This window comes from Niameybacter massiliensis, assembly GCF_001282685.1.
GTDB lineage: Bacteria > Bacillota > Clostridia > Lachnospirales > Cellulosilyticaceae > Holtiella > Holtiella tumoricola.
The window spans coordinates 518484-540824 of sequence record NZ_LN875035.1 but is presented as its reverse complement, the minus strand read 5'-3'; the positions used below and the strand labels follow the sequence as shown (position 1 = coordinate 540824).

Genomic DNA, 22341 nt, shown 5'->3' with positions numbered 1-22341 from the left:
AATTTGATTAATTAAATGAGTTAAAGCTTTCTCTAAGAATAATTTTGTGCGGTACAGTCACTTTTAAAGATTCTGTACGTTCACCGGAAATACGTTCTAGTAAAAGTTTGATACCTATTTGCCCCATAAGTTCAGTATAGATTTTTATAGTAGAAAGCGTAGGCGAAGTGTACTGAGAAGTTGGAATATCGTTACAACCAATGATTTTTATATCTTTAGGTACAGATAGACCCGCTTCATTAATGGCACGTAAGGCACCAATAGCAAGGGTGTCACTAGCAGCAAATATACAAGTTGGTAAATGATCCTTACAAGACTTTAATAATTGTCCCATAAGGGTATAACCACTATGAAAGTCGAAAGAGCCAATAAGAACATAGTCAGGATTATAAAGTCCTATTTTAGTTAAATAATCCTTAAAGGTTTGTTCTCTTTCATCTTCTAGTGGTGTATTAGAAAAGGGCAGTATTTCATGTCCTCCAATAAAACCAATCCTAGTATGACCTTTGTCTACAATATGTTGTAAGACATGAAGGGTAATATTCGTAAAATCAGCTTTTACGCAGTCATAATCAAAATGTTGTTCATTGGAATGAATAAACACAATATGGGGTGCGTATTTTTTAAATTGCTCAATGTGTTCGTCAGGAAATTTCCCTAAAACAATAAGTCCATCTAACGACACTTGTGGGAAGTTAGCTTCTAAAGTGTCAGAATTAAAGATTTTAATCAGTTGAATAGCATGGGTGTTACAAAGTTCTTCAATTCCCATACGAATAGAAATAAAGTAAGGGTCATTAAGCTCTTGTAGCTCGTCGAACCAATGGACCAAGCCCACAGTATAAGAGGATTGGTCATCTTTTTTAGAACGAGAAGGTTTTTGATAAGAGACAAGTTCCGCTGTTTCAAAGATGCGTTTACGTGTCTCTTTAGAAACGCTAATCGTTTCATCATGATTAAGAACACGAGATACAGTAGCAGGGGAGACACCACACATTTTTGCGAGTTCTCGTATGGTAGCCATAATGTACTCCTTTCGTAGTAAACTGTTTGATAAACTAAATGGTAAACAAAAAATATATTAAAGTCAATAAAGAATAATGGAAAAATAGAGATAGATAATGTGTGAACTAAACAAAAAGGTTGAAAATAAAGGGTTTAAAACTTGAAAAATAAATTTAGCATGATAAAAAGAGAAATGTAACTATATAAATCAACGTTTAAGTATAATCGTACAAATAAATATAAAAATTTATGAAATTTGTATTGAATATTACAAATAGATATGATAAATTAGTAAACAAGAGGTAAACAACAAGAATGAAAATGAATAAGGAGCGATAAAATGAGTAAACAAAAAATATGGTTTATTACAGGAAGTCAACATCTTTATGGTGAAGAATGTTTAAAACAAGTTGCAGAAGATGCAAAATATATTGTAGAGTCACTGAATCAATCTTCACATATTTCATTAGAGATTGTATGGAAACCTACAGTGACAACACCAGAACAAATTAGAGATACATGTATGGCAGCAAGCAATCATGAAAGTTGTGTAGGGGTTATTACTTGGATGCATACATTTTCACCATCAAAAATGTGGATTAACGGATTAAAGTTGCTTACAAAACCTGTATTACATTTACATACACAACGAAATCAAGCGATTCCATGGGAAAGCATTGATATGGATTTTATGAATTTAAATCAATCAGCTCATGGGGACCGCGAACATGGATTTATCTATACACGTATGGGCATTAACCGCAAAGTGGTTGTCGGTTACTTTGAAGAAGAACGTGTACAACAACAAATTGGAAAATGGGCACGTGTTGCAAAAGCAGCAAGTTTAGGACACCTTCTTAAAGTCGCAAGATTTGGTGATAACATGAGAGAAGTAGCTGTTACAGAAGGTGACAAAGTAGAAGCACAAGTAAAATTCGGATGGTCTATTAATGGTTATGGCGTAGGTGATTTAGTAGAAGAAATGAATAAAGTAACAGAAGAAGACCTTGCTAAACTCATTGAAGTATACAAAGCAAACTATACTTTTGCTGCAGACTGTCAAGAAGGTACACCACTTTTTGAAAATGTAAAAGAGCAAGCAAAAATGGAGATTGCTATGGAACGTTTCTTAGAGGCAAATGAGTGCAGTGCCTTTACAAACACATTCCAAGACTTACATGGTATGAAACAATTGCCAGGGCTTGCAACACAAAGACTTATGGAAAAAGGTTATGGCTATGGTGGAGAAGGGGACTGGAAAGTAGCAGCCTTAACACGTGTTATGAAAGTAATTGCAGATAACAAAGGGACATCGTTTATGGAAGACTATACTTATAACCTAGTAAATGGTGAAGAGATGGTACTTGGTGCCCACATGCTTGAAGTATGTCCAACCATATCTAGTACAAAACCACAAATTGAAGTACATCCACTTAGTATTGGAGATAAAGAGCCACCAGCACGTTTAGTCTTTAATGGTGGAAAAGGGGAAGCTGTATGTGCATGCCTTATTGATATGGGAGGCAGATTTAGATTGATTATAGCAGAAGTAGAAGGGGTGGCAGTTGAAAAAGATATGCCTAAGTTACCTGTTGCACGTACATTGTGGAAACTTAAACCTTCTATGGAAGTAGGGGCTACAGCTTGGATTTTGGCAGGTGGCGCTCACCATACAGTATTCTCATATGAAGTAACAGCTGAAGATTTAGTAGATTGGGCAGAAATGATGGATATTGAGTATGTAGTCATTAATGATAAAACAGATATACTTTCTTTCAAACAAGCATTAAAAACCAATGAATTACTCTGGAAACTAAGATAAGGAGTGGAGAATATGGATAAAAAATATGTTATCGGTATTGATTACGGCAGTGACTCATGTAGAGGTGTTATTGTAGATCCAATGAGTGGTAAAGAATTAGCAAGTCATGTTTTCTACTATCCAAGATGGAAGCAAGGATTATATTGTAATCCTGCAAAAGCACAGTTTAGACAACATCCATTAGACTATGTAGAAGGGCTTAAAACAGTAATCAAGGAAACTGTAAAAGTAGTAGGTCCTGAAGTTGCACAAAATATTGTAGGCCTTAGTGTAGATACAACAGGTTCTACACCATGTGCAGTAAACAAAGAAGGAACACCTTTAGCACTTCTTCCTGAGTTTAGCGAAAATCCACATGCTATGTTTATCTTATGGAAAGATCATACAGCGACTAAAGAAGCAAGTGAGATTAACCACTATGCAAAAACATGGGGCGGAATTGACTATACACAATATATAGGAAGTGTTTACTCTTCAGAATGGTTTTGGGCAAAAATTTTAAAAACCCTTAGGGAAGATCAAGCGGTAAAAGAAGAAGCTTATAGCTGGGTTGAACATTGTGATTGGATACCAGCACTCTTAACAGGTGTTAAAGATGCCGCTCAGATTAAACGTAGTCGTTGTGCTGCAGGTCATAAAGCCATGTGGCATCAAGCGTATAATGGTCTTCCAAGTGAAACATTCTTTGCAGGGATTGATCCACTTTTAGCTGGTCTTCGTGGAAGATTGTTTGAAGATACATATACAGCAGATGAAGTAGCAGGTGTGATCGCACCTGAATGGGCTGAGACATTAGGTTTACCACAAGGCGTAAAAGTAGGATGCGGTGCATTTGATTGCCATATGGGGGCTGTAGGAGGAAATATTCGCCCTAATGCCCTTGTTAAAGTAATGGGAACTTCTACTTGTGATATCTTAATTGAGAATATGGATGTGATGAAAGATACATTAGTTGAAGGGATCTGTGGTCAAGTAGATGGCTCTGTTATTCGTGGCATGCTTGGAATGGAAGCAGGGCAATCCGCTTTTGGTGATGTGTATGCGTGGTATAAACGTCTTTTAGCATGGCCTCTTCAAGCTGTAGAACCAGAAAAACGTGAAGAAATTGAAAGTAAGTTACTTGTAGAACTTGAAAAAGCAGCAAACGAGGTAAATCCATTAGAAAGTGGTGTGATGGCCATTGACTGGATGAATGGAAGACGTACACCTTATGCCAATCAGAATTTAAAAGGCGCTATTTTAGGCATTCATTTAGGCACAGAAGCACCTCATATCTATCGTGCGCTTATTGAAGCAACCGCATATGGTGCACGTGCCATTGTTGAACGCTTTAGAGCATGTGGTGTAGTCATTAATGAAGTCATTGCTATTGGTGGTGTAGCAAAGAAATCAGCACTCAATATGCAAATTGTAGCTAATGTATTAGGTATGCCAATCAATGTATGCGAGTCGGAACAAGCAGTAGCCTTAGGTGCATCTATCTTTGCATCTGTTGTTGGAGGCATTTATGGCAATGTGGAAGAAGCACAACGTCATATGGCGAGCCCAACAGAAAAAGTTTATTTGCCACAACCTGAAATGGTAGAAGTTTATAATAAACTTTATGAAAAGTATCTAGAAGTTGGAACGTTCATTGAAGGGAGCATGTAAAAATGTTAGAAAAGCTCAAACAAGAAGTATGGGAAGCTAACTTAGACCTTCCTAAACAAGGTCTTGTTGTTTATACTTGGGGTAATGTGAGTGGGATTGATAGAGCGACAGGACTTGTAGTCATCAAACCAAGTGGTGTAGAATACGACCACCTTAAAGTAGAGGATATGGTTGTTGTAGATTTAGAAGGCAATGTGGTAGAAGGAACATTAAATCCTTCCTCAGATACACCAACACATCTTGAAATCTATAAAGCATTCCCTGAAGTTGGAGGAGTTGTGCATACACATTCTTCTATGGCAGTAAGCTTTGCACAAGCAGGTAGATCCTTACCTGCTATGGGTACTACACATGCAGACTATTTCTATGGTGCTGTACCATGTACACGTGCTATGACACCTGAAGAAATTGCAGGAGAATATGAAAAAGAAACAGGTAAGGTGATTGTGGAAACCTTCAAAGATATTCCTGCCTTAGAAGTGCCAGCTGTACTTGTAAGAGAACATGGTCCTTTTACTTGGGGAAAAACACCTGCTGATGCAGTGTATCATTCAGTTGTACTTGAAGAAGTAAGTAAAATGGCTTTCCATACAGCTTTACTAGCTCAAGATATGGCCAATATGCAACAAGCATTACTAGATAAACATTTCTTAAGAAAGCATGGAAAAAATGCTTATTATGGTCAAAAACAAATCAGCTAATCAATAAAAAGATATGCAGGTCCTCCTATAAAAATGGGAGGATCTTTTTCATTTTGTAGAAGCCTATTTCTCATGCTTTGTTTCATATGCTCACTTTAAAAAAGAATAGGTTAATTATACTTTATAGTATATAATGTATAAGTATTCATGAGGAAAGGACATAAAAGGACATGAAAGAATGGCTAGCAAAGTATAAAAAGTACGTAGAACAAGGTATATTTTTGCTCATTATGATAGTACTTGTATTTGGGATTTATACGTTGTTTAAAAATGGGAAGATAATTACACAGGTTGTAACCAGTGGAACGGGGAGATTTTTAGATGTTATATCACCAATTATATATGCTTTTGCCTTAGCATATATATTGTATCGTCCGATGAAATTTATTGAAGGAAAATTAACAACGCTTATAAATAAGTGTTGTAAAAATAAGTCATTTAAAGGGATAGAGCTGGGCGTAAGACTTTTAAGTATTGTGATTGTCTTTGTAATAGTAGGCGCATCACTTATGCTTCTTATCCATTTTCTAGTGCCACCAATTGTAGAGAATGTACAAAAGCTTCTTAGAAGTAATCTACAACTGGGAGAACCTTTTAAAGCAGCATTATTAGAACTTAACCATACTTTAGAAAATGCTAAAAGTGATTTCAATGTGTTGATTCAGTCGAAAGACTTTATTCTAACATTAGCAGGCTATGTAGGTAAAGTTATAGGAAACTTAGGTGGGGCAGTCATTGACTTTGTTGCCACATTAATCCTAACCTTCTATTTCTTAAAAGATAAAGAACGTTTATTTAAGGCAATGGATCGTTTTGGAGATGTTATCTTTTCACCTAAAATAAAAAAATATGTACAAGTCGTACTTGGGGATATAGATGAAATTATAGGTGGTTTTATTGTTGGAACCCTATTAGCGGGAATAATCGTAGGTGTGATTTCAACGGCACTCATGCTCATGATCGGTCATCCTTTTGCTGTACTTATTGGAACAGTGGCAGGGATTACCAATATGATTCCCTATGTAGGACCACTAGTAGGTGCAGTGCTTGCTTTAATTCTGGGATTATTAGACAGTGTATCCTTGGGGGTAACAGGATGTATTTTATTACTACTTTATCAACAAATTGATGGGAATTTTATTGAGCCTAAAGTAGTAGGAGATAAAATTGGTTTACCACCTGTGTGGATTTTAATTGTAGTGATCATAGGTGGCAGTTATTATGGCGGTATGGGAATGATTTTATCAGCACCCGTTGCTGCACTGATTAAAATTTATATTGATCGTATTTATGAATATAAGAAAAATAGAGCCTCTCAGTAAAATGAGAGGCTTATTTCTTTGTTAAAAATAGATAGATAAAGTTAAAAGTAGTTTAAATAGATTGAATTATAAATAATAATCATATATTTTTAGAGCGTAAGTATATAACTGAACCTATAACAATTTTAAATAGTAAAGAGGTGTAAAAATGGAGCATATTAAAGTAATTATTTGTGATTTAGATGGAACCTTATATAGAGATGAAAAATTTTATCAAAGATTTATTTCTCACATCCTAAAAGGTAGTGTATTTGAAGCAGATGAGGCAATCATTCAACAAAAAGCAGAAGCAATCTTACTCGGCAAGGATCCCTTTACATTAGGACAATTTTATGATAGAACCAGTGATTTAACAGGAAAATCTCTAGAAGAACGATTAAACATTAAGGGTATTGTAAATACTGAAGCCCACTTTGAAAGTTATTTAGATAGAAAGTATGGCTTTATGGCTGATGCATGGAGTGTTGTCTTTATGCTGGCTAATCAATTAGGCATAGCTAGTGATGTGGTAGATGCGGGGTTTGTTAAAGTAAGGGAGGAAATGCTTATGCCAGAATATGCCATAGAGGTCAGTGAGCAACTTGTAAAAGTACTAGGAGAACTTGCAAAGTATACAGAAGGCATGTATATGCTTACTAATACCAATGAACCAGAAGCAATAGAGTTTGCGAAGTATATAGGATTAGAAGATAAGTTTGATGTGATCAAATATGGTGCAGATAAACCTTTTGGCCTTATGAATGTCTTACCGGACATTTTAAACACGCATCAAATTGATGGGCATGAAATATTAGCTATTGGAGATCATGGCTATAATGACTTATATCCAGTAAAAGTTTTAGGGGGTAAGACTATATTGACTTCACCTTATCAAATTCAAGATCATATGGATTGGTCAGTACGTGTTCATACATTAGAAGCTTTAAAAGGACAATTAGAAGAAGTGCTCACACATTGTAAGAATAGAGAGGGCAGGATTGCTTAATGGCAAACATAACAGAGAAAATACTACCCGTTAAAGGGGAGACTCTAGTACTTTAGTGAATAGAATCTCTAAAAACACACAGCATTTAAGTGTGTTTTTTTGTTTTTAAAATATAAATTATTTTATATTTATCGTAAATTTAATATAAAAATTAATCTTTTAACTTACTCTTGTTTTTGATTTAATAAAAAGACTATAGAATAAGACTTGTCAGAAACACAGGACAATAAACTCTAGGAAAGAGTAAGGAGGATTTATGTCAGAGATTTTGTTGAAAAATATAAGAAAGACTTATGATAATGGAACAACCGTTATAGAAAATTTAGATTTAACAATTGAGTCAGGAAGCTTCACTGTATTGGTAGGACCTTCAGGTTGTGGTAAGTCGACCACACTTAGAATGATTGCTGGATTAGAGGATATAACAGGCGGTGAAATTTATATTGATGGCAAATGTATGAATGATATACAGCCAGGAGATCGTGATATTGCGATGGTCTTTCAAAATTATGCCCTCTATCCTACTATGAGTGTAAAAGGAAACATTGAATTTGGATTAATCAATGCAAAAATACCTAAACAAGAGCGTGAACGCTTAATCGATGAGATTGTAGATATTGTAGATTTAAGAGATCATCTTCATAAAAAACCCTCGCAGCTATCAGGTGGTCAAAGGCAACGTGTAGCCTTAGCAAGAGCTATGGTTAAAAAACCAAAAGTATTCTTAATGGATGAACCTTTGAGTAACTTAGATGCAAAACTCCGTAACCAAATGCGTTCAGAACTTATTGAGCTTCATCATAAACTGGGTGCAACATTTGTTTATGTAACCCATGACCAAGTAGAAGCCTTATCTATGGCAACAGACATTGTGCTTATGGAAAAAGGTGTGATTAGACAACATAGTACACCCCATGAAATTTATGTGGAGCCACAGAATGTTTTTACTGCACAGTTTATTGGAACACCAGAAATGAATGTGCTAACCCGTGAGAAAGTTGAAAAGTATATAGACTTAGATCATGAAGTAGCTTATATAGGCTTTAGACCTTCGAAAGTAAAGCTTTATAAAGAAGGGGATGAGCAGGAAGATAAATTTGTATTTGAAGGCTATATACTGACAAGAGAAATGCTTGGTTCAGAAGTAATTTATCGTGTTCAGACACAGATGGGGGTTGTAGCGGTTAAAGTATTTAATGATGTAGAACTGGAGTTAGATGACCAGGTGAAACTCTCTCTTTCTTATAAACATATGTACGGATTTGACAAAAGTAAAGATAGAATCAAAGGAAGTGCATCATGAAAAAAGTGATTCAAACCCTTAAACCCTATCTTTTTGTAGCACCAGCCCTCATCATCTTTTTAGCTTTTTCTATTTACCCAATCTTAAATACGATTTATCTAAGCTTCCATGAATGGGATCTGATCTCACCTACAAAACAATTTGTAGGGCTTAAAAATTACCATACCTTATTTAAAGACGTAAAGTTTTATCAAACCTTATCCAATACTTTTGTGTATATGGTATTAACCGTAGGTTTAGGGGTGATTTTGGCCATTGCCTTAGCCCTATTTCTTAGAAAAGATACACGTATTAATAAGTTTATGCAAAACTTAATCTTTACACCCTACATTGTATCTCTTGCATCTATTTCTTTCTTATGGATGTGGCTGATGAATAATGACTTTGGGCTTCTTAATTATATTTTATCATTAGTAGGTATTCCGCCTATAGACTGGTTGGGAAATCCCAAAGTTGCCTTAATCTCATTGGTTATTATATCAGTGTGGAAAACACTAGGTTATAACACCCTTATCATATTGTCAGCACTACAAAGCATCCCTAAACATTTATATGAAGCAGCCGCACTAGACAAATCATCTAGGAAACAAACTTTTCTTAAGATTACCCTTCCTATGATTTCACCTACACTCTTTTTCTTAACCATTGTCAATGTGATTGCATCCTTTAAAGTGTTTGAAACCATTCAGATCATTACCAGTGGAGGCCCACAAAACAGTACCAATACCCTTGTGTATTCCATCTATGAATATGGATTCCAATTCTACAAAATTGGTTATGCATCAGCTATTGGTGTGATTTTACTTGTGATTATTTCAATCTTTACAGTTATGTACTTTAAATTACTTTCTAAGAAAGTCCATTACCAATAGGAGGGCGTTATGAAGTCTATTAAACAACTTCCAAGAGCCGTTGTGACGATTATATTATTTCTTATTTTCTTCTTTCCGTTTTACTGGATGTTTATCACTTCAGTTAAAACTTTAGGAGAGACTGTAATATTCCCACCAAGTATGTGGCCAGAGGTCTTTCAATGGCAAAACTTTAAGCAAGCCTTTTGTGCCATACCTTTTATGCACTACTTAAAAAATAGTGTGATCATTACAGTGAGTGTTCTTGTTTTACAAATGTTAACCATTATTCCTGCAGCCTATGCTTTTGCAAGATATGAATTTAAAGGGGATAAACTTATTTTTGGTCTAATCATGGTCACCATGATGATACCAGGACAACTGGTTTTCCTACCTTTATTCGTTATGTTCTCAAATCTTAATTTAATTAACAAATTACCAAGTCTTATTTTACCCTTTGCCTCAAGTGCTTTTGGAATCTTTATGCTGAGACAGACCTTTAAGCAAGTTCCAAAAGAGCTTATTGAAGCAGCGAAGTTAGATAAAGCAAGTGAGTTTAAAGTAATCACCAAGATTATGTTACCACTTGCTAGACCTACATTGACTACACTCGCATTACTTACTTTTATTAGCACATGGAATGATTATTTTTGGCCATTAACCCTTACAACCAATGATCGTGTAAGAACATTACCTGTCGGCATTGCTTCTTTAAGGCAAATTGAAAGTGGTGTAAACTATCATATTTTGATGGCTGGGAATGTCATGCTTATTGTACCTATTTTAATCGCGTTTATTTTTGCACAAAAACAAATAATTAAAGCATTCACCTATATGGGTGATAAATAATAGATAAAATCAAATGATTGATTAAAAGGAGAATGATTATGAATAAAACTGTACTTAAAAAACTTCTAGGTTTATCTTTAATGGCTACAACATCGGTAGCTGTAATGGGGTGTTCTACAACGGCATCAGTGAAAGCTCAACCTAATCAAGAAGGCACAAGCCAAGAAGCAAAACAAGAAACACAAGATACCCAAGAAGAAATCATTGAGTTAGAGTTTTGGTATTCTTGGCAAGATAAAGTAGCTGAAAATAACAAAGAGCTTACAGCAAAGTTCAATGAAACCATTGGTAAAGAAAATAATATTGTGATTACAGCAGAGTATCAAGGAACTTATGATGATTTACATACAAAACTAAAGAGTGCATTTATTGCCAATGAACAACCAGCCATCTCTGTTATGGAGATTGCAAGTATTGAAAGCTTTGCAGATGCAGGAATGATTGAGTGCCTTGATGAGATCATTAGTGATGAAAAAGAAAACAACTTCTTACCAGGGCTTATGGATAACTCTTATGTAGATAGCAAGTTATATGGCGTGCCTTACTTAAGAAGTACACCTATTTTCTATTACAATAAAACACTCTTTGATCAAGCAGGCATTACACAAGCACCTACCAATTGGGAAGAACTTGCAAGTGCATCTAAACAGTTAGAGACCATCGGGGTAAAAGGCTTTGGATTCCTTAATGATAACTGGCATTTTGAAGCTTATACACAAGGAAATGGTGGCAATACCGTGAATGCAGACGAAACAGTAGCCATCTATAACGAAGCACCAGCTGTAGAAGCTGTAGCATTCTTAAAAGAAGGTATTGCAAACAATAACTTTAAATATTACAGTGGGAACAATGCAAGTGATACACGTACAACAGAAATTATGAATCAAAAAGTTGCAATGTGGGTGAATTCTACAGGATCCCTTAATAATACTTTAGATATTGCTTCTCAAAATGGTTATGAAGTAGGTACAGCATTTATTCCATGTGGAACAGCATACAGCGTACCAACAGGTGGATGTAACCTTGTTATGACATCTAAGCTTACAGATAAGGAAAAAGAAGCAGCAGCACTTTTTATTAACTTTATGACAGATGAAGAACAAGTGGTTTACTCACATAAAAAGACAGGATACCTTCCAACAACCATTAGCTCAACAACAAATCCAGAAATCGAAGCATTATATGAATCAACACCTCAATTTAAAGTTGCAGTGGATCAATTACAATATGGTCATGGTCGTCCAATGAATAAAGCTTATGGTGAAGCCATTAAAGTATATACAACAGCACTTGATCAAATCTTTACAACGGATGTAGACGTTCAAGCAACTCTTGATAAAGCGGCAGCAGAATCTACTAAACTTTTACAAGAAGGTAAATAGAGGAGGTTTTATATGAGAAAATTAGTTGTCATTAGTGTAGATTCTTTATTTACCAGTGATTTGGAAATTGTAAAGGATCTTCCAGGCTTTAAAGAAGTATTAGAAGACAGTATTATTGTAAAAAATATAGAATGTGTCTATCCAACACTTACGTATCCTTGTCATGCAACCATCATGACAGGATACTATCCTGCAACCCATGGGATTCATCATAATGAAGTCTTAGAACCAGAGCATAACAATGAAGATTGGTACTGGTATTATAATGATTTACAAACAAAAACAATTTTTGACTATGCCAAAGAGAAGGGGCTTTCGACAGCTGCCGTTTTATGGCCAGTGACTGCCAATGGTCCTATAGATTACCTCATTCCAGAAATATGGGCACCTGAATATGATGTGGCAAATCGAGCGATTTTAGAAACAGCCTCAGCACTGACAGAAGAAATTTATTATCATCATAAGCATCTTCTTAATTGGAAGAAGAACCCTGATTTTGATAGCTTTGGTGAAGCTTGTTTACTAGAAATTGTAGATCGTTATACACCAGATGTATTATTCCTACATCAAGCAAGCCTTGATCATGCAAGACATGTGGCTGGCACAGAGCATGAACTGGTAAGCGAAGCAAGAAAAAAACATGGGCATTGGATTGAAAATATATTAGATCTTTACAAACGCAAAGGCATCTTTGAAGAAACCACCTTTGTTGTTTTAGGTGATCATGGTCAATTGGATATTCAAAGAGTTGTAAGTATTAATGAGATGCTTAAACGTGCAGGCCTTATTCAAACAGATGGAAAAGGAAAAGTATTAAGTTACGAAGCTTATATGCAATCAGCAGGTATTTCAGGCCACTTATATATTGCGAATGAAGCAGCGGGGGTAAAGGCGTTAGAAGTGTTAGATGAAGCAAAAGAATTAGGTTACATTGACCATATCTTCGATAAAGAAGATGCGAAGAAACATGGGCTTATAGGTGCTTTTGAATATGTTGTAGAAAGCAGTATGCTTACGGCAATCTCAAATGAAGTAGATAGTGAGATTGTAAAAGAAATAGATACAAAAGACTATAAATATTCAAAGGCTACACATGGTCACCTACCAACAAAAGGTGATCAACCACCATTTATTATTTATAATTCAAAATTACCATCAAGAGTTATAGAATCTGCTAGATTAGTGGATGAGTTTCCGACTTTAATGCAATTATTAGAGTTAGAGATTCCAGAAGGATTAGATGGAAAAACACTCCTTTAAATAAAAATAACAAAACCCTCACCGCTTTTATATAAAAGTGATGAGGGCTTTGTTATTTTTATTTATAAAGTATCTATAAATCTATTGAGTTTTGAAGCAAGTTTCTGAATAGGTACAACAACTTGTCTAATAATGACTTGAGAAAGGAGTAAGAAGAAGACAAGGATCCCTATAAAGATAATAAATATGATCTTTTTTAAGTTATTAAACTGAGCATAGACGTGATCAAGAGAAGCATGTACTTCTAACTGAGCATTAGAGGTAAGAGAATAAATATAGATATATTCATTCTCAAAAGACAGAGGGCTAAAACCTAAAGCTGAAGAAGGAATACTGATATTTTCATCAATAAGGTTGATGGTGACATAAAGATCTGACAAAAATAAATTACTATCTACTTGCAATGGCTGAAGGAGCTTTGGCAAGCCTAGATCAATGATTAAATAGCCTAGAGTCTGATTTGGGATAGAATAAATAGGACTTATGTAAGTAAGTACACCTTTAGTACGCTCATAACGAAAGTCATCATAGTAGGGAAAAAGATCTTGATACCTAACAATCCAGCTTAAGGGCTTTGTTTCATGAGTATAAAGGTTATAGCGTTGTTCTAGAAATTCTAAAGGCGGTGCATTAGAAACAGATAAAGTTGTATAGAGACAATAATTAGAGTGTGCACTATAAATAGAAATACCTTGAATAGTAGGCATAGAAGCTTGTAATCCATTAAGGTAATCATTAATGGTGGGATTAAATTTTTCAGTAGAGAGTGCTTCTATAACCGTAGGATTTTGGGCAGCGAGTAATGTAGTTTGTTCCACAAGGTCTATTTGTGTCTGGATTTCTGTACAGAGGCTGCTTAAATGAGTTTGAAGCAGAGTATTATAATTTGAAACGACATTTGAGAAAATCAAGCGAATACAAAAAACATTAATAATAAGATAGCAAAGTGTAATAACCCCAAGACAAGTAAGTGTAATACGCGTTTTAAATCCAGTAAACATAATAGACTCCTTTTTAATATTAGAGTATAATTTAAACTTATTATAGATAGTGGTTAGTAAAAATGCAACCTTTTTAGCAGAAAAGCCACCTAAAAACTGTATAAATTGTATGCTAATATAAATACATGGAAGTCATAAAACAATAAAATGCTTTAAGGGGGAAGATTATGAAAAAGAGAAATATCGCTTTATTTTGTGGACTATTCTTATTAGCAAGCCAATTAACCGGATGTAACCAAACTACCTCAGTACAGCCAGAGAAAGAAGAGCTTAAAGTAGAACAGACACAAGATACGACACAAAAAGAAGATATAAAAGAAGAACAAGAAATCAAAGTAAGTGTAACAGATTTTCCGAAAGAAACAGATCCTGAGCGTTATGCACTAGCTAAAAAACAACTTGATGAGTACCATGCAAAATACCCTAACATTACGCTTGAACCTACAGATTGGGCTTATGATATTAACTCATTTTTACCTAAAGCAGCAAGTGGTCAACTTCCCACTATGTATGGTACATGGTTTACAGAGGTTAATAAAATTGTAGATGCAGGCTATGCAGCAGATATTACAGATATTGTTAAGGAATGGGGATATGACAAATATTTAGATCCTAATATGTTAGAAGTACTTTCAAAAGATGGTAGAATTTATGGTTTGCCTATTGGCGGTTATAGTGTAGGCGTTATGTACAATACAGACCTATTCAAACAAGCTGGCCTTGTAGATGATGGAGGAAATGCTTTAATACCACAAAACTTTGAGGAAATGGCTCAGTTTGCTCAGACTATTACAGAAAAGACTGGAGTGCCAGGATTCTTCTTCCCAACAAAGTCAAATCAAGGAGGATGGATGTTTACAACCCTTGCATGGAATTTTGGAGCTGAGTTTGAGACTTTTGAAGATGGTAAGTGGAAAGCTGTATTTAATTCACCAGAAGCAGTGCAGGCACTTCAGTATATTAAAGATTTAAGATGGAAATATGATGTATTACCAGATAATCTCCTTGTAGATTATGGTGATTTCTTTAAATACTTTGGAACAGGTCAAGTAGCAATGGCATTTTCTACATTAGATTGGCTTAATAGTCCAGTTGTAGATTACAAAATGGATAAAGATTTAGTAGGAATGTTTGGTTTACCAGTAGGTCCAGCAGGTGAAGAAGGTCGTGGGGTATTAATGGGAGGAACCGTGCGTATGTTCTCACCAAATGCAACACCAGAAGAGATTGATGCCGTATTCAAGTATCTAGAAATAACAGGTTATACACCAAATGCAGACCCAGAAGTAGAAAAAACTTTACAAGAAACAGTTCAAGCTGATTTAGCCATTGATAAAATTGTAGGGCCATATGGTCTATCTCCATGGGGAAGTGGCCCAAGACGAGAGGCAGAAATTAAAATCTTAACTGAAAATGCCAATGTGGATATGAGTCAATTTGAAAATTATTTAACACATGGAATGACAGATTTAAGACCAGAAGAACCTATTGCGACACAAGAACTTTATAAGTTATTAGACTCAGTTGTTCAAACTGTACTTACAGATGAAAAGGCAGATCCACAAAAGTTACTTGATCAAGCAGTAGCAGAATTTCAAGCGAATTATTTAGATAAACAACAATAAGAAGATGGAGGGTTGCCTTAAAAGAATATTTCTTAACAAGGCACCCTTTTTCTATAAAAACTTCTAAAAGGGGAATAGCGTATGAAACAACAACTATTGATACAAAAAACTTTTAGGACCCTAAAAAAAGATTGGACAGCATGGATTCTGATATTGCCAAGCTTATTATTATTTACAGTATTTGTGTGGCAACCACTTATAGAGGGTGTTGTACTTTCTTTCTATGAAACCAAAGGGTTTGATGTAGTAAGTTTTGCAGGATTTAAAAACTATAGAGAGATTTTTTCAGAGCCTGCTTTTAGAATGGCACTTATAAACACCTTTAAATATTTATTTTGGTCATTGCTTTTAGGATACTTAATACCAGTTATTGTTGCACTGATTCTTAATGAGATGATCCATATAAGTGGATTTCTTCGATTTTCCGTATACTTCCCAAGTATAGTACCGGGCATTGCAACAGCATTATTATGGGTATTTATTTTAGAGCCAGGAGCTGGTGGTATTATGAATAGTCTTTTGCAGAAGCTAGGCTTACCTATGTCTCAATTTCTACAAGATCCTAAGCTGACCATACCCATTATTATACTTACGATGACATGGAAAGGTTTTGGAGCTACAGCGATTGTATATTTAGCCAGTTTGCAAGGCGTTAATCAGGAACTTTATGAAGCTGCAATTACAGATGGTGCAGGTATATGGGAAAGAATAAAGCATATTACCTTACCTCAAATTTCAAGTATATTGAGTCTAATGTTTATTATGCAAGTAATAGGTGTATTCCAAGTAATGAGTGAACCATTGGCTATGACGGATGGAGGACCTAATAACGCCTCCATGTCTTTAATGTTACAAAGTTATTTATATGGGTTTAGATATTTTGAAACGGGTAAATCTATGGCAGTGAGTACGATTACCTTCTTAATCCTTATTATATTAACCGCATTTTATTTTAAAGTTAAAAATAAAGTGGAGAAGGAATAGGAGAAAAAATATGAGCAAATTACAACATAAACAAACAGGTGTTATTGTTTTTACAGATTTTAAAAAGCCAAAGATAAAGATGTTTTACTATATTCTTCTAGGTATAATGATTGTCATTGCCTTGTTGTGTCTTATACCACCTTTATGGATTATGACATCTAGTGTAAAAGATATTAAAGAGTTCTTCCAAATTCCACCAACTTTTATTCCTAAGACCTTTCAACCTGAAAAGTTAGTAGAGACTTGGAAAAAGCTAAGCTTTATGAAATATTATGTGAATACTATTTTTGTTGCAATGGGATCAGTAGGTTTTTCTATTATTTTTAATGGACTTGCTGGCTATGTTCTCTCTAGACTTAAACCTAAAGGAAGCCATATTCTTTTTCAAATTATGATGTGGACCATGATGCTTCCAGCTTCAGTAGGTATGATTCCATTATTTAAAAACATTATTGATGTACCTGTTTTACATATTAATTTAACAGACTCGTACTGGCCTCTATGGCTAATGGCAGGTGCAAATGCCTTTTATGTTATCATTTTTAAGAGCTTTTTCGATAGTATACCCAAAGATTATATAGAAGCGGCAAGATTAGATGGATGTTCAGATTTAGGGATTTTTGCAAGAATTATTCTACCACTCAGTAAGCCTGTTATGACTGTTGTAACCATCTTTACGATTAATAGTGTATGGTCAGATTTTTTGTGGCCTTATATTACATTAAAGGATCCCAATAAATATACAGTAATGGTAAAGATTTTCACAATGAATGGTCAAGCAGGTTATCCAGCTGATATGCGTATGATTGCAGTAACTTTTGCCATTATACCACCAGCAATCCTCTTCATTATTTTCCAAAAGAAAATAATGAGTGGTTTTAATTTAGGTGGTATTAAAGGATAAATAAAATGAAGGGGGAAATAAGATGAGAAAGGTATCTGGGAAAGGTTATAAGGTACGAATGGCTCTTGGGTTAAGTGTTGTTCTAGGAGCAAATACCATGCTTCCCAACTTAACTATGGCAAGTCATCCATATGATGTACCAGTAAGTATTCAACAAGAGGTTCAATCTACGACTTCAGGGAATATTGTTATTCAACCAGGTAATGAGGAACAAATACCAAAGTATATAACAACGACGAGTGCTTTAACTATTACCAATGAAGTCAGTGTTAAGTTAGGGAAAGTAGTGGAGGCAAACGGCATTGATGCAAATCCAGCTGATAATCATGAAGCTTTACAAATTGTTACACATGATGGAAAAGAAGGCTGGCGAACGAATGAAAAAGAAAATATGCTGTTTGTATATTGTGGGGTATCAGATGATTTTATATTTGATGGCACAAATGCAGTGGAAATTGAAGTAGAATACTTTGATGAAGGGACAGCTGAATTTGCTTTGCAATATGATTCTACAGGTGAAGTAGAAAAGGTAGCAGGTTTTGTAAAACTTACAGATACTAAACAATGGAAAACCCATACGTTTACAATAGGAGATGCCAAGTTTGCTAATCGCTTCTTTGGAAAGGATTTTAGGATAGGTGCATGGGCACCAGGAATAGGTACAAGGGAAGATGTAACCTTTGGAAGCATTAAAGTAAGGAAAGTAGACTTATCTGAAAGACAGCAGGTAGATGTTATCTTTGGAAATATTCCAAAGTTTAATGGTATTTATGCAAATCCTGGAGATAATCAAGATGCTATTCAAATTGTAAACTATGGAGGCAAAGAGGGATGGAAAACAGATGAGAAAGCGAATACCTTATTTATTTATTGTGATGTTGAAGATGGATTTATTTATGATGGAGAAAATACAGTAGAACTTACAGTAGAGTACTTTGATGAAGGAACAGCGGAATTTGGTGTGCAATATGATTCGGTTTATGAGACTGAAAAAGTAGCTGGAATTGTTAAATTAACAGATACAAAAGAATGGAAAACACACACTTTTGTACTAGGCGATGCTAAATTTGCTAACCGCTTTTTTGAAAGAGATATTCGCATAGGTGTATGGGCACCGGGAATAGGTACAAGAGAAGACGTAGCCTTTGGAAGTGTTACAGTGAAAAAACTTCCTCCAATAAAACCTATTTCAGTACAAGTAAAGTCACCTTATACTGGAAATATTTTCTCGCAGGGAGATGTGGTTGAGCTAGGTATCCAGCTTGAAAACTTACTTTCAGATGAAAAAAGAGACGTTAGAGTCACTTATACCATTGAAAATGATGTACGCAACGACCAGATAGCAACAGGAGAGTTCTCTCTTACGCTACAACCAAACGAAAAACAAACGATTCCTGTCTTAGTTAATCAACTGGATGCGTTTGGTGTTTATAAAATGTATTTAAATGTAGATCCAGAACTTACAGATGAAATGATTGAAAAAACTGTAGATTTTAGCTATATCCCTAAAGTAGAAACAGCACTTAAAGAACGTATAAATGATTTCTTTGGTGTATGCACACATTTTGGTTTAGACCGTGGTGTTATTCCGGAAAATCTAGATGTTGCACAAAAAATGGGTGCACAGTTTATTCGAGATGAGATGTTCTGGGATCGAGCAGAAACAGAAAAAGGTGTGGTGAAAATATTACCACATTGGGATGAGTATGTAGATGAAGCCATCGCTAGAGGAATGGAACCATTGATTATTTTAGACTATGGTAATCCATTTTATGATGGAGGTGGTGCACCTTATACAGAAGAAGGGCTTAATGCTTTTGCCAACTATGCAAGGACTATAGCAGAACATTTTAAAGGACGTGTAAAATACTTTGAAGTTTGGAATGAGTACAATGGAACTTTTAATCCAACGAAGAGACCTCCAGAGGATTATGCTAAACTGCTCAAATTGACTTATGCAACATTAAAAGAAGTAGACCCTAACTGTACAGTTGTAGGGGGAGTAACAGCAGGGACGGATCTATACTGGATTGAAAGAATACTTCGAGCAGGTGCAATTGATGATATGGATGCCATTTCAATTCATCCATACTGCTATCCTATGACACCTGATGTTGGGAAATTTGAAAATAATATTGAACAAACTTTTAATCTTCTAAAAAAATATGGTAAGGAAAAGCCAGTTTGGATTACTGAATTAGGATGGCCAACTCAACGTGATCAATATGGTGTTTCTGAGCTTGATGCAGGCAGTTATTTAGTGAGAAGCTATGTGAAAAGTATAGCTTCTGGGATGGTTGACAAGTATTTTTGGTATGACTTACAAAATGATGGAACTGACATTTATAATAATGAAGATAATTTTGGACTTGTCAGAGGTGAAGGGGCAACGGTACCACTCTCAGCAAAAGCTGACTACGTTGCCTACGCACAAATGGTTGATGCATTAGAAGCGGCAAGATTTATAAATGATAGTATGATAGATAATAAAATAAGAGTTAATTATTTTAAACGCTCCACAGGAGAAGATGTAGTGGTTGCTTGGTCTACCAAAGATCAAGGTGAGGCAATAGCTTTTGAGACAACACAGTCAAGTGTAACCGTGATGGATCTATTTGGAAATGAAAGGGTGATTCCATCATTAGGAGGTAAAGTAAGTATTTCTATCTCAAAAGAGCCTATCTATATTGTAGGTGAGGTTGGGGAAGTAGTGACAGATGATGTAGCCTTTAAGCTATTAGAAACTTTTAAAGAAATTACAAAAGGTGAGTGCTTGAATATAGAAATTAAGCGGGGAAAGAATCTAGAAGGTATTACAGGATACTATAGCTTTGCATTACCTGAGGGTTGGAAAGTTATAGGGGATACTCAGTTTAGTAAAGAGGGGCCTATCGATACACTTAAAATTCAAGTTCCACATACCTCTAAGATAGGTAAGTATGTATTTAATATACAACCCCATGTAGAAAAACAGTCATTTGATGCCGTTACACTTGAGGTAGATGTACAAAATGCATTACAAGTGAGTGTCCTACCTATGGTATCAGAAGTTGGCAAATGGGATGAGTGGAGTGTACAAATTCAATTAGAAAATAAATCGAAGACACTTACATTAGATGGAAATATTGTGTTAGAAAAGCCACAAGCACTGGCGGGGACGTTTAATTTTGAGGGTATACAACCACAAACCAAACAAAGTATTCTTATTTCTGTGCCTAAGGACTTACAAGATGATCTCATTGAACTTCAAGGAAAAGTACAGCTTGAAAATGGTGAAACGATAGGTATTAATCAAAAAATAAGTTTTCTTGCAGCTATACAAAGTAAAAATGTACCTATTATTGATGGGAAAATAACTGAAATGGAATGGAATGATAGTATGCCATTCTACCTTAATAAAGCTGAGCAAGTACAGGAAAATAATAATTGGCAAGGCATAGAAGATTTAAGTGGAGTAGGGTATGTCAAATGGGATGAGAAGCATTTCTATTTGTCTATGGAAGTTACAGATGACACACACTCTCAGGAAGATTTTGGTGGTGGTATTTGGAAAGGTGATAGTATCCAATTTTCATTAGACACACATCGTTTGAATAGACCATCTCCAGAAGGACATCATCAATTTGGTTTTGGATTTGATGGTGAAACCATTACAAAATGGCGTTGGGCAGCAGATAATGGTCATAATCCAGGAGAGGTACTAGATGCTAAATGCCAGATTGTACGAGAAGGTAATAAAACAAATTATGAAATTGCTATTCCGTGGAATCAAATCTTACCAAAGGGTGAAACAATAAGTGAAAAGACATGCTTAGGTTTTTCATTGCTTATTAATGAAAATGATGGAGAAGGTAGAACCGGTTGGATTGAATATCGACAAGGGATTGGATTTGGACCGGATCCAAATGGATTTGGTGATATTATACTTCTTAAAATACCAGATCTAATACCAGATCCAGATCCAACACCAGATCCAGATCCAACACCGGATCCAGATCCAACACCGGATCCAGATCCAACACCGGATCCAGATCCAACACCGGATCCAGATCCAACACCAGATACGAATCCAAGCCCTAATCCAGAAGGAGCGGAAGGCACCCATTCAGTTGATAAAGAAAAAGTTGAACAAGAAAAAGTCATATATGAAGACTTAGAAGGCTTTGATTGGGCCTTAGAAGCTATTGATTACTTATCTAAAAAGGGTATTATGATAAAGCAAGGAAGCACATATTTTAGACCAAAAGAGCATGTAACACGTGGTCAATTTATTGAAGCACTGATGGATGCAGTAGATCTATCGGAACAAACAGTAGAATATTTTAGTGACGTAGATCCTGAAGCATCTTATTTTGAAGCAGTTCATAAAGCAAGAAGTTATGGTATTGTAAAAGGAATTGGCAACAATAAATTTGAACCAGATCAATTTTTAACCAGAGAAGAAGCTATGGTATTGATTGATCGTATATTACAAAGCACTCAAACTATCCTATTCACAAAAGAACTGAATAGGGATATGTATAAGGATATAGATACTATATCACCGTATGCACTAGAGAGTATTAAACACTTAATAGAAATAGGAATCATAAAAGGTGATGGCGTATGGATCTATCCGAAGCAAAATGTAACGCGAGCAGAAAGTGCTGTAATGCTCTATAGAATGGCTCATTTAGTAGAAAGTAAATAAGTTTTAA

The 22341-nt window shown here is 35.2% G+C and carries 16 protein-coding genes; 14 read left to right on the top strand and 2 right to left on the bottom strand.

The features are described 5' to 3' along the window. Positions 1-7: 7 nt before the first annotated feature. Complete coding sequence (locus BN2390_RS08215) at positions 8-1024, bottom strand: LacI family DNA-binding transcriptional regulator (RefSeq protein WP_053983869.1); 1017 nt, start codon at positions 1022-1024, stop codon at positions 8-10. 321 nt (positions 1025-1345) lie between these two features. On the opposite strand from BN2390_RS08215, the gene araA reads away from it, so the two are divergent. The 10 genes from araA (at position 1346) to BN2390_RS08165 (ending at position 13130) form a co-directional block, all read left to right on the top strand. After that, positions 1346-2827, top strand: a complete 1482-nt coding sequence (gene araA, locus BN2390_RS08210; RefSeq protein ID WP_053983868.1) for an L-arabinose isomerase — start codon at positions 1346-1348, stop codon at positions 2825-2827. 12 nt (positions 2828-2839) lie between these two features. Then, positions 2840-4477: a ribulokinase gene (locus BN2390_RS08205; protein ID WP_053983867.1), complete on the top strand. Its 1638-nt coding sequence runs from the start codon at positions 2840-2842 to the stop codon at positions 4475-4477. 2 nt (positions 4478-4479) lie between these two features. Then, positions 4480-5178, top strand: coding sequence for an L-ribulose-5-phosphate 4-epimerase (locus BN2390_RS08200; protein WP_053983866.1), 699 nt, complete (start codon positions 4480-4482; stop codon positions 5176-5178). Between the two features lie 170 nt (positions 5179-5348). After that, positions 5349-6500, top strand: coding sequence for an AI-2E family transporter (locus BN2390_RS08195; RefSeq protein WP_053983865.1), 1152 nt, complete (start codon positions 5349-5351; stop codon positions 6498-6500). A 148-nt stretch (positions 6501-6648) separates the two neighbouring features. Then, on the top strand, positions 6649-7485 hold the full coding sequence (locus BN2390_RS08190; protein WP_053983864.1) for an HAD family hydrolase: 837 nt from the start codon (positions 6649-6651) through the stop codon (positions 7483-7485). Between the two features lie 256 nt (positions 7486-7741). Further along, positions 7742-8788, top strand: coding sequence for an ABC transporter ATP-binding protein (locus BN2390_RS08185; protein ID WP_053983863.1), 1047 nt, complete (start codon positions 7742-7744; stop codon positions 8786-8788). Beyond that, positions 8785-9660 carry a carbohydrate ABC transporter permease gene (locus tag BN2390_RS08180; RefSeq protein WP_198524884.1) on the top strand — a complete coding sequence of 292 codons (876 nt, stop codon included), beginning with the start codon at positions 8785-8787 and terminating at the stop codon, positions 9658-9660. The genes BN2390_RS08185 and BN2390_RS08180 overlap by 4 nt, the downstream gene beginning before the upstream one ends. A gap of 9 nt (positions 9661-9669) precedes the next feature. Next, positions 9670-10488, top strand: a complete 819-nt coding sequence (locus BN2390_RS08175) for a carbohydrate ABC transporter permease (RefSeq protein WP_053983862.1) — start codon at positions 9670-9672, stop codon at positions 10486-10488. 38 nt (positions 10489-10526) lie between these two features. Further along, positions 10527-11870 (top strand): ABC transporter substrate-binding protein, encoded by a 1344-nt coding sequence (locus BN2390_RS08170; protein WP_053983861.1) that lies wholly within the window; start codon positions 10527-10529, stop codon positions 11868-11870. 12 nt (positions 11871-11882) lie between these two features. Continuing rightward, positions 11883-13130 (top strand): alkaline phosphatase family protein, encoded by a 1248-nt coding sequence (locus tag BN2390_RS08165; protein WP_053983860.1) that lies wholly within the window; start codon positions 11883-11885, stop codon positions 13128-13130. Positions 13131-13192: 62 nt separating this feature from the next. On the opposite strand, the gene BN2390_RS08160 is transcribed toward BN2390_RS08165, so the two are convergent. After that, on the bottom strand, positions 13193-14131 hold the full coding sequence (locus tag BN2390_RS08160; protein WP_053983859.1) for a cache domain-containing protein: 939 nt from the start codon (positions 14129-14131) through the stop codon (positions 13193-13195). Positions 14132-14298: 167 nt separating this feature from the next. On the opposite strand from BN2390_RS08160, the gene BN2390_RS08155 reads away from it, so the two are divergent. The 4 genes from BN2390_RS08155 to BN2390_RS08140 all read left to right on the top strand — a co-directional run bounded on the left by BN2390_RS08155 (position 14299) and on the right by BN2390_RS08140 (position 22334). Continuing rightward, the gene (locus tag BN2390_RS08155; RefSeq protein ID WP_053983858.1) at positions 14299-15756 is read left to right on the top strand and encodes an ABC transporter substrate-binding protein; all 1458 of its coding nucleotides are present in this window, start codon (positions 14299-14301) and stop codon (positions 15754-15756) included. An 81-nt stretch (positions 15757-15837) separates the two neighbouring features. Next, complete coding sequence (locus BN2390_RS08150; RefSeq protein ID WP_053983857.1) at positions 15838-16740, top strand: carbohydrate ABC transporter permease; 903 nt, start codon at positions 15838-15840, stop codon at positions 16738-16740. Positions 16741-16750: 10 nt separating this feature from the next. After that, positions 16751-17644: a carbohydrate ABC transporter permease gene (locus tag BN2390_RS08145; protein WP_053983856.1), complete on the top strand. Its 894-nt coding sequence runs from the start codon at positions 16751-16753 to the stop codon at positions 17642-17644. A 22-nt stretch (positions 17645-17666) separates the two neighbouring features. After that, positions 17667-22334 (top strand): S-layer homology domain-containing protein, encoded by a 4668-nt coding sequence (locus tag BN2390_RS08140; RefSeq protein WP_053983855.1) that lies wholly within the window; start codon positions 17667-17669, stop codon positions 22332-22334. The last annotated feature ends 7 nt before the right edge of the window (positions 22335-22341 follow it).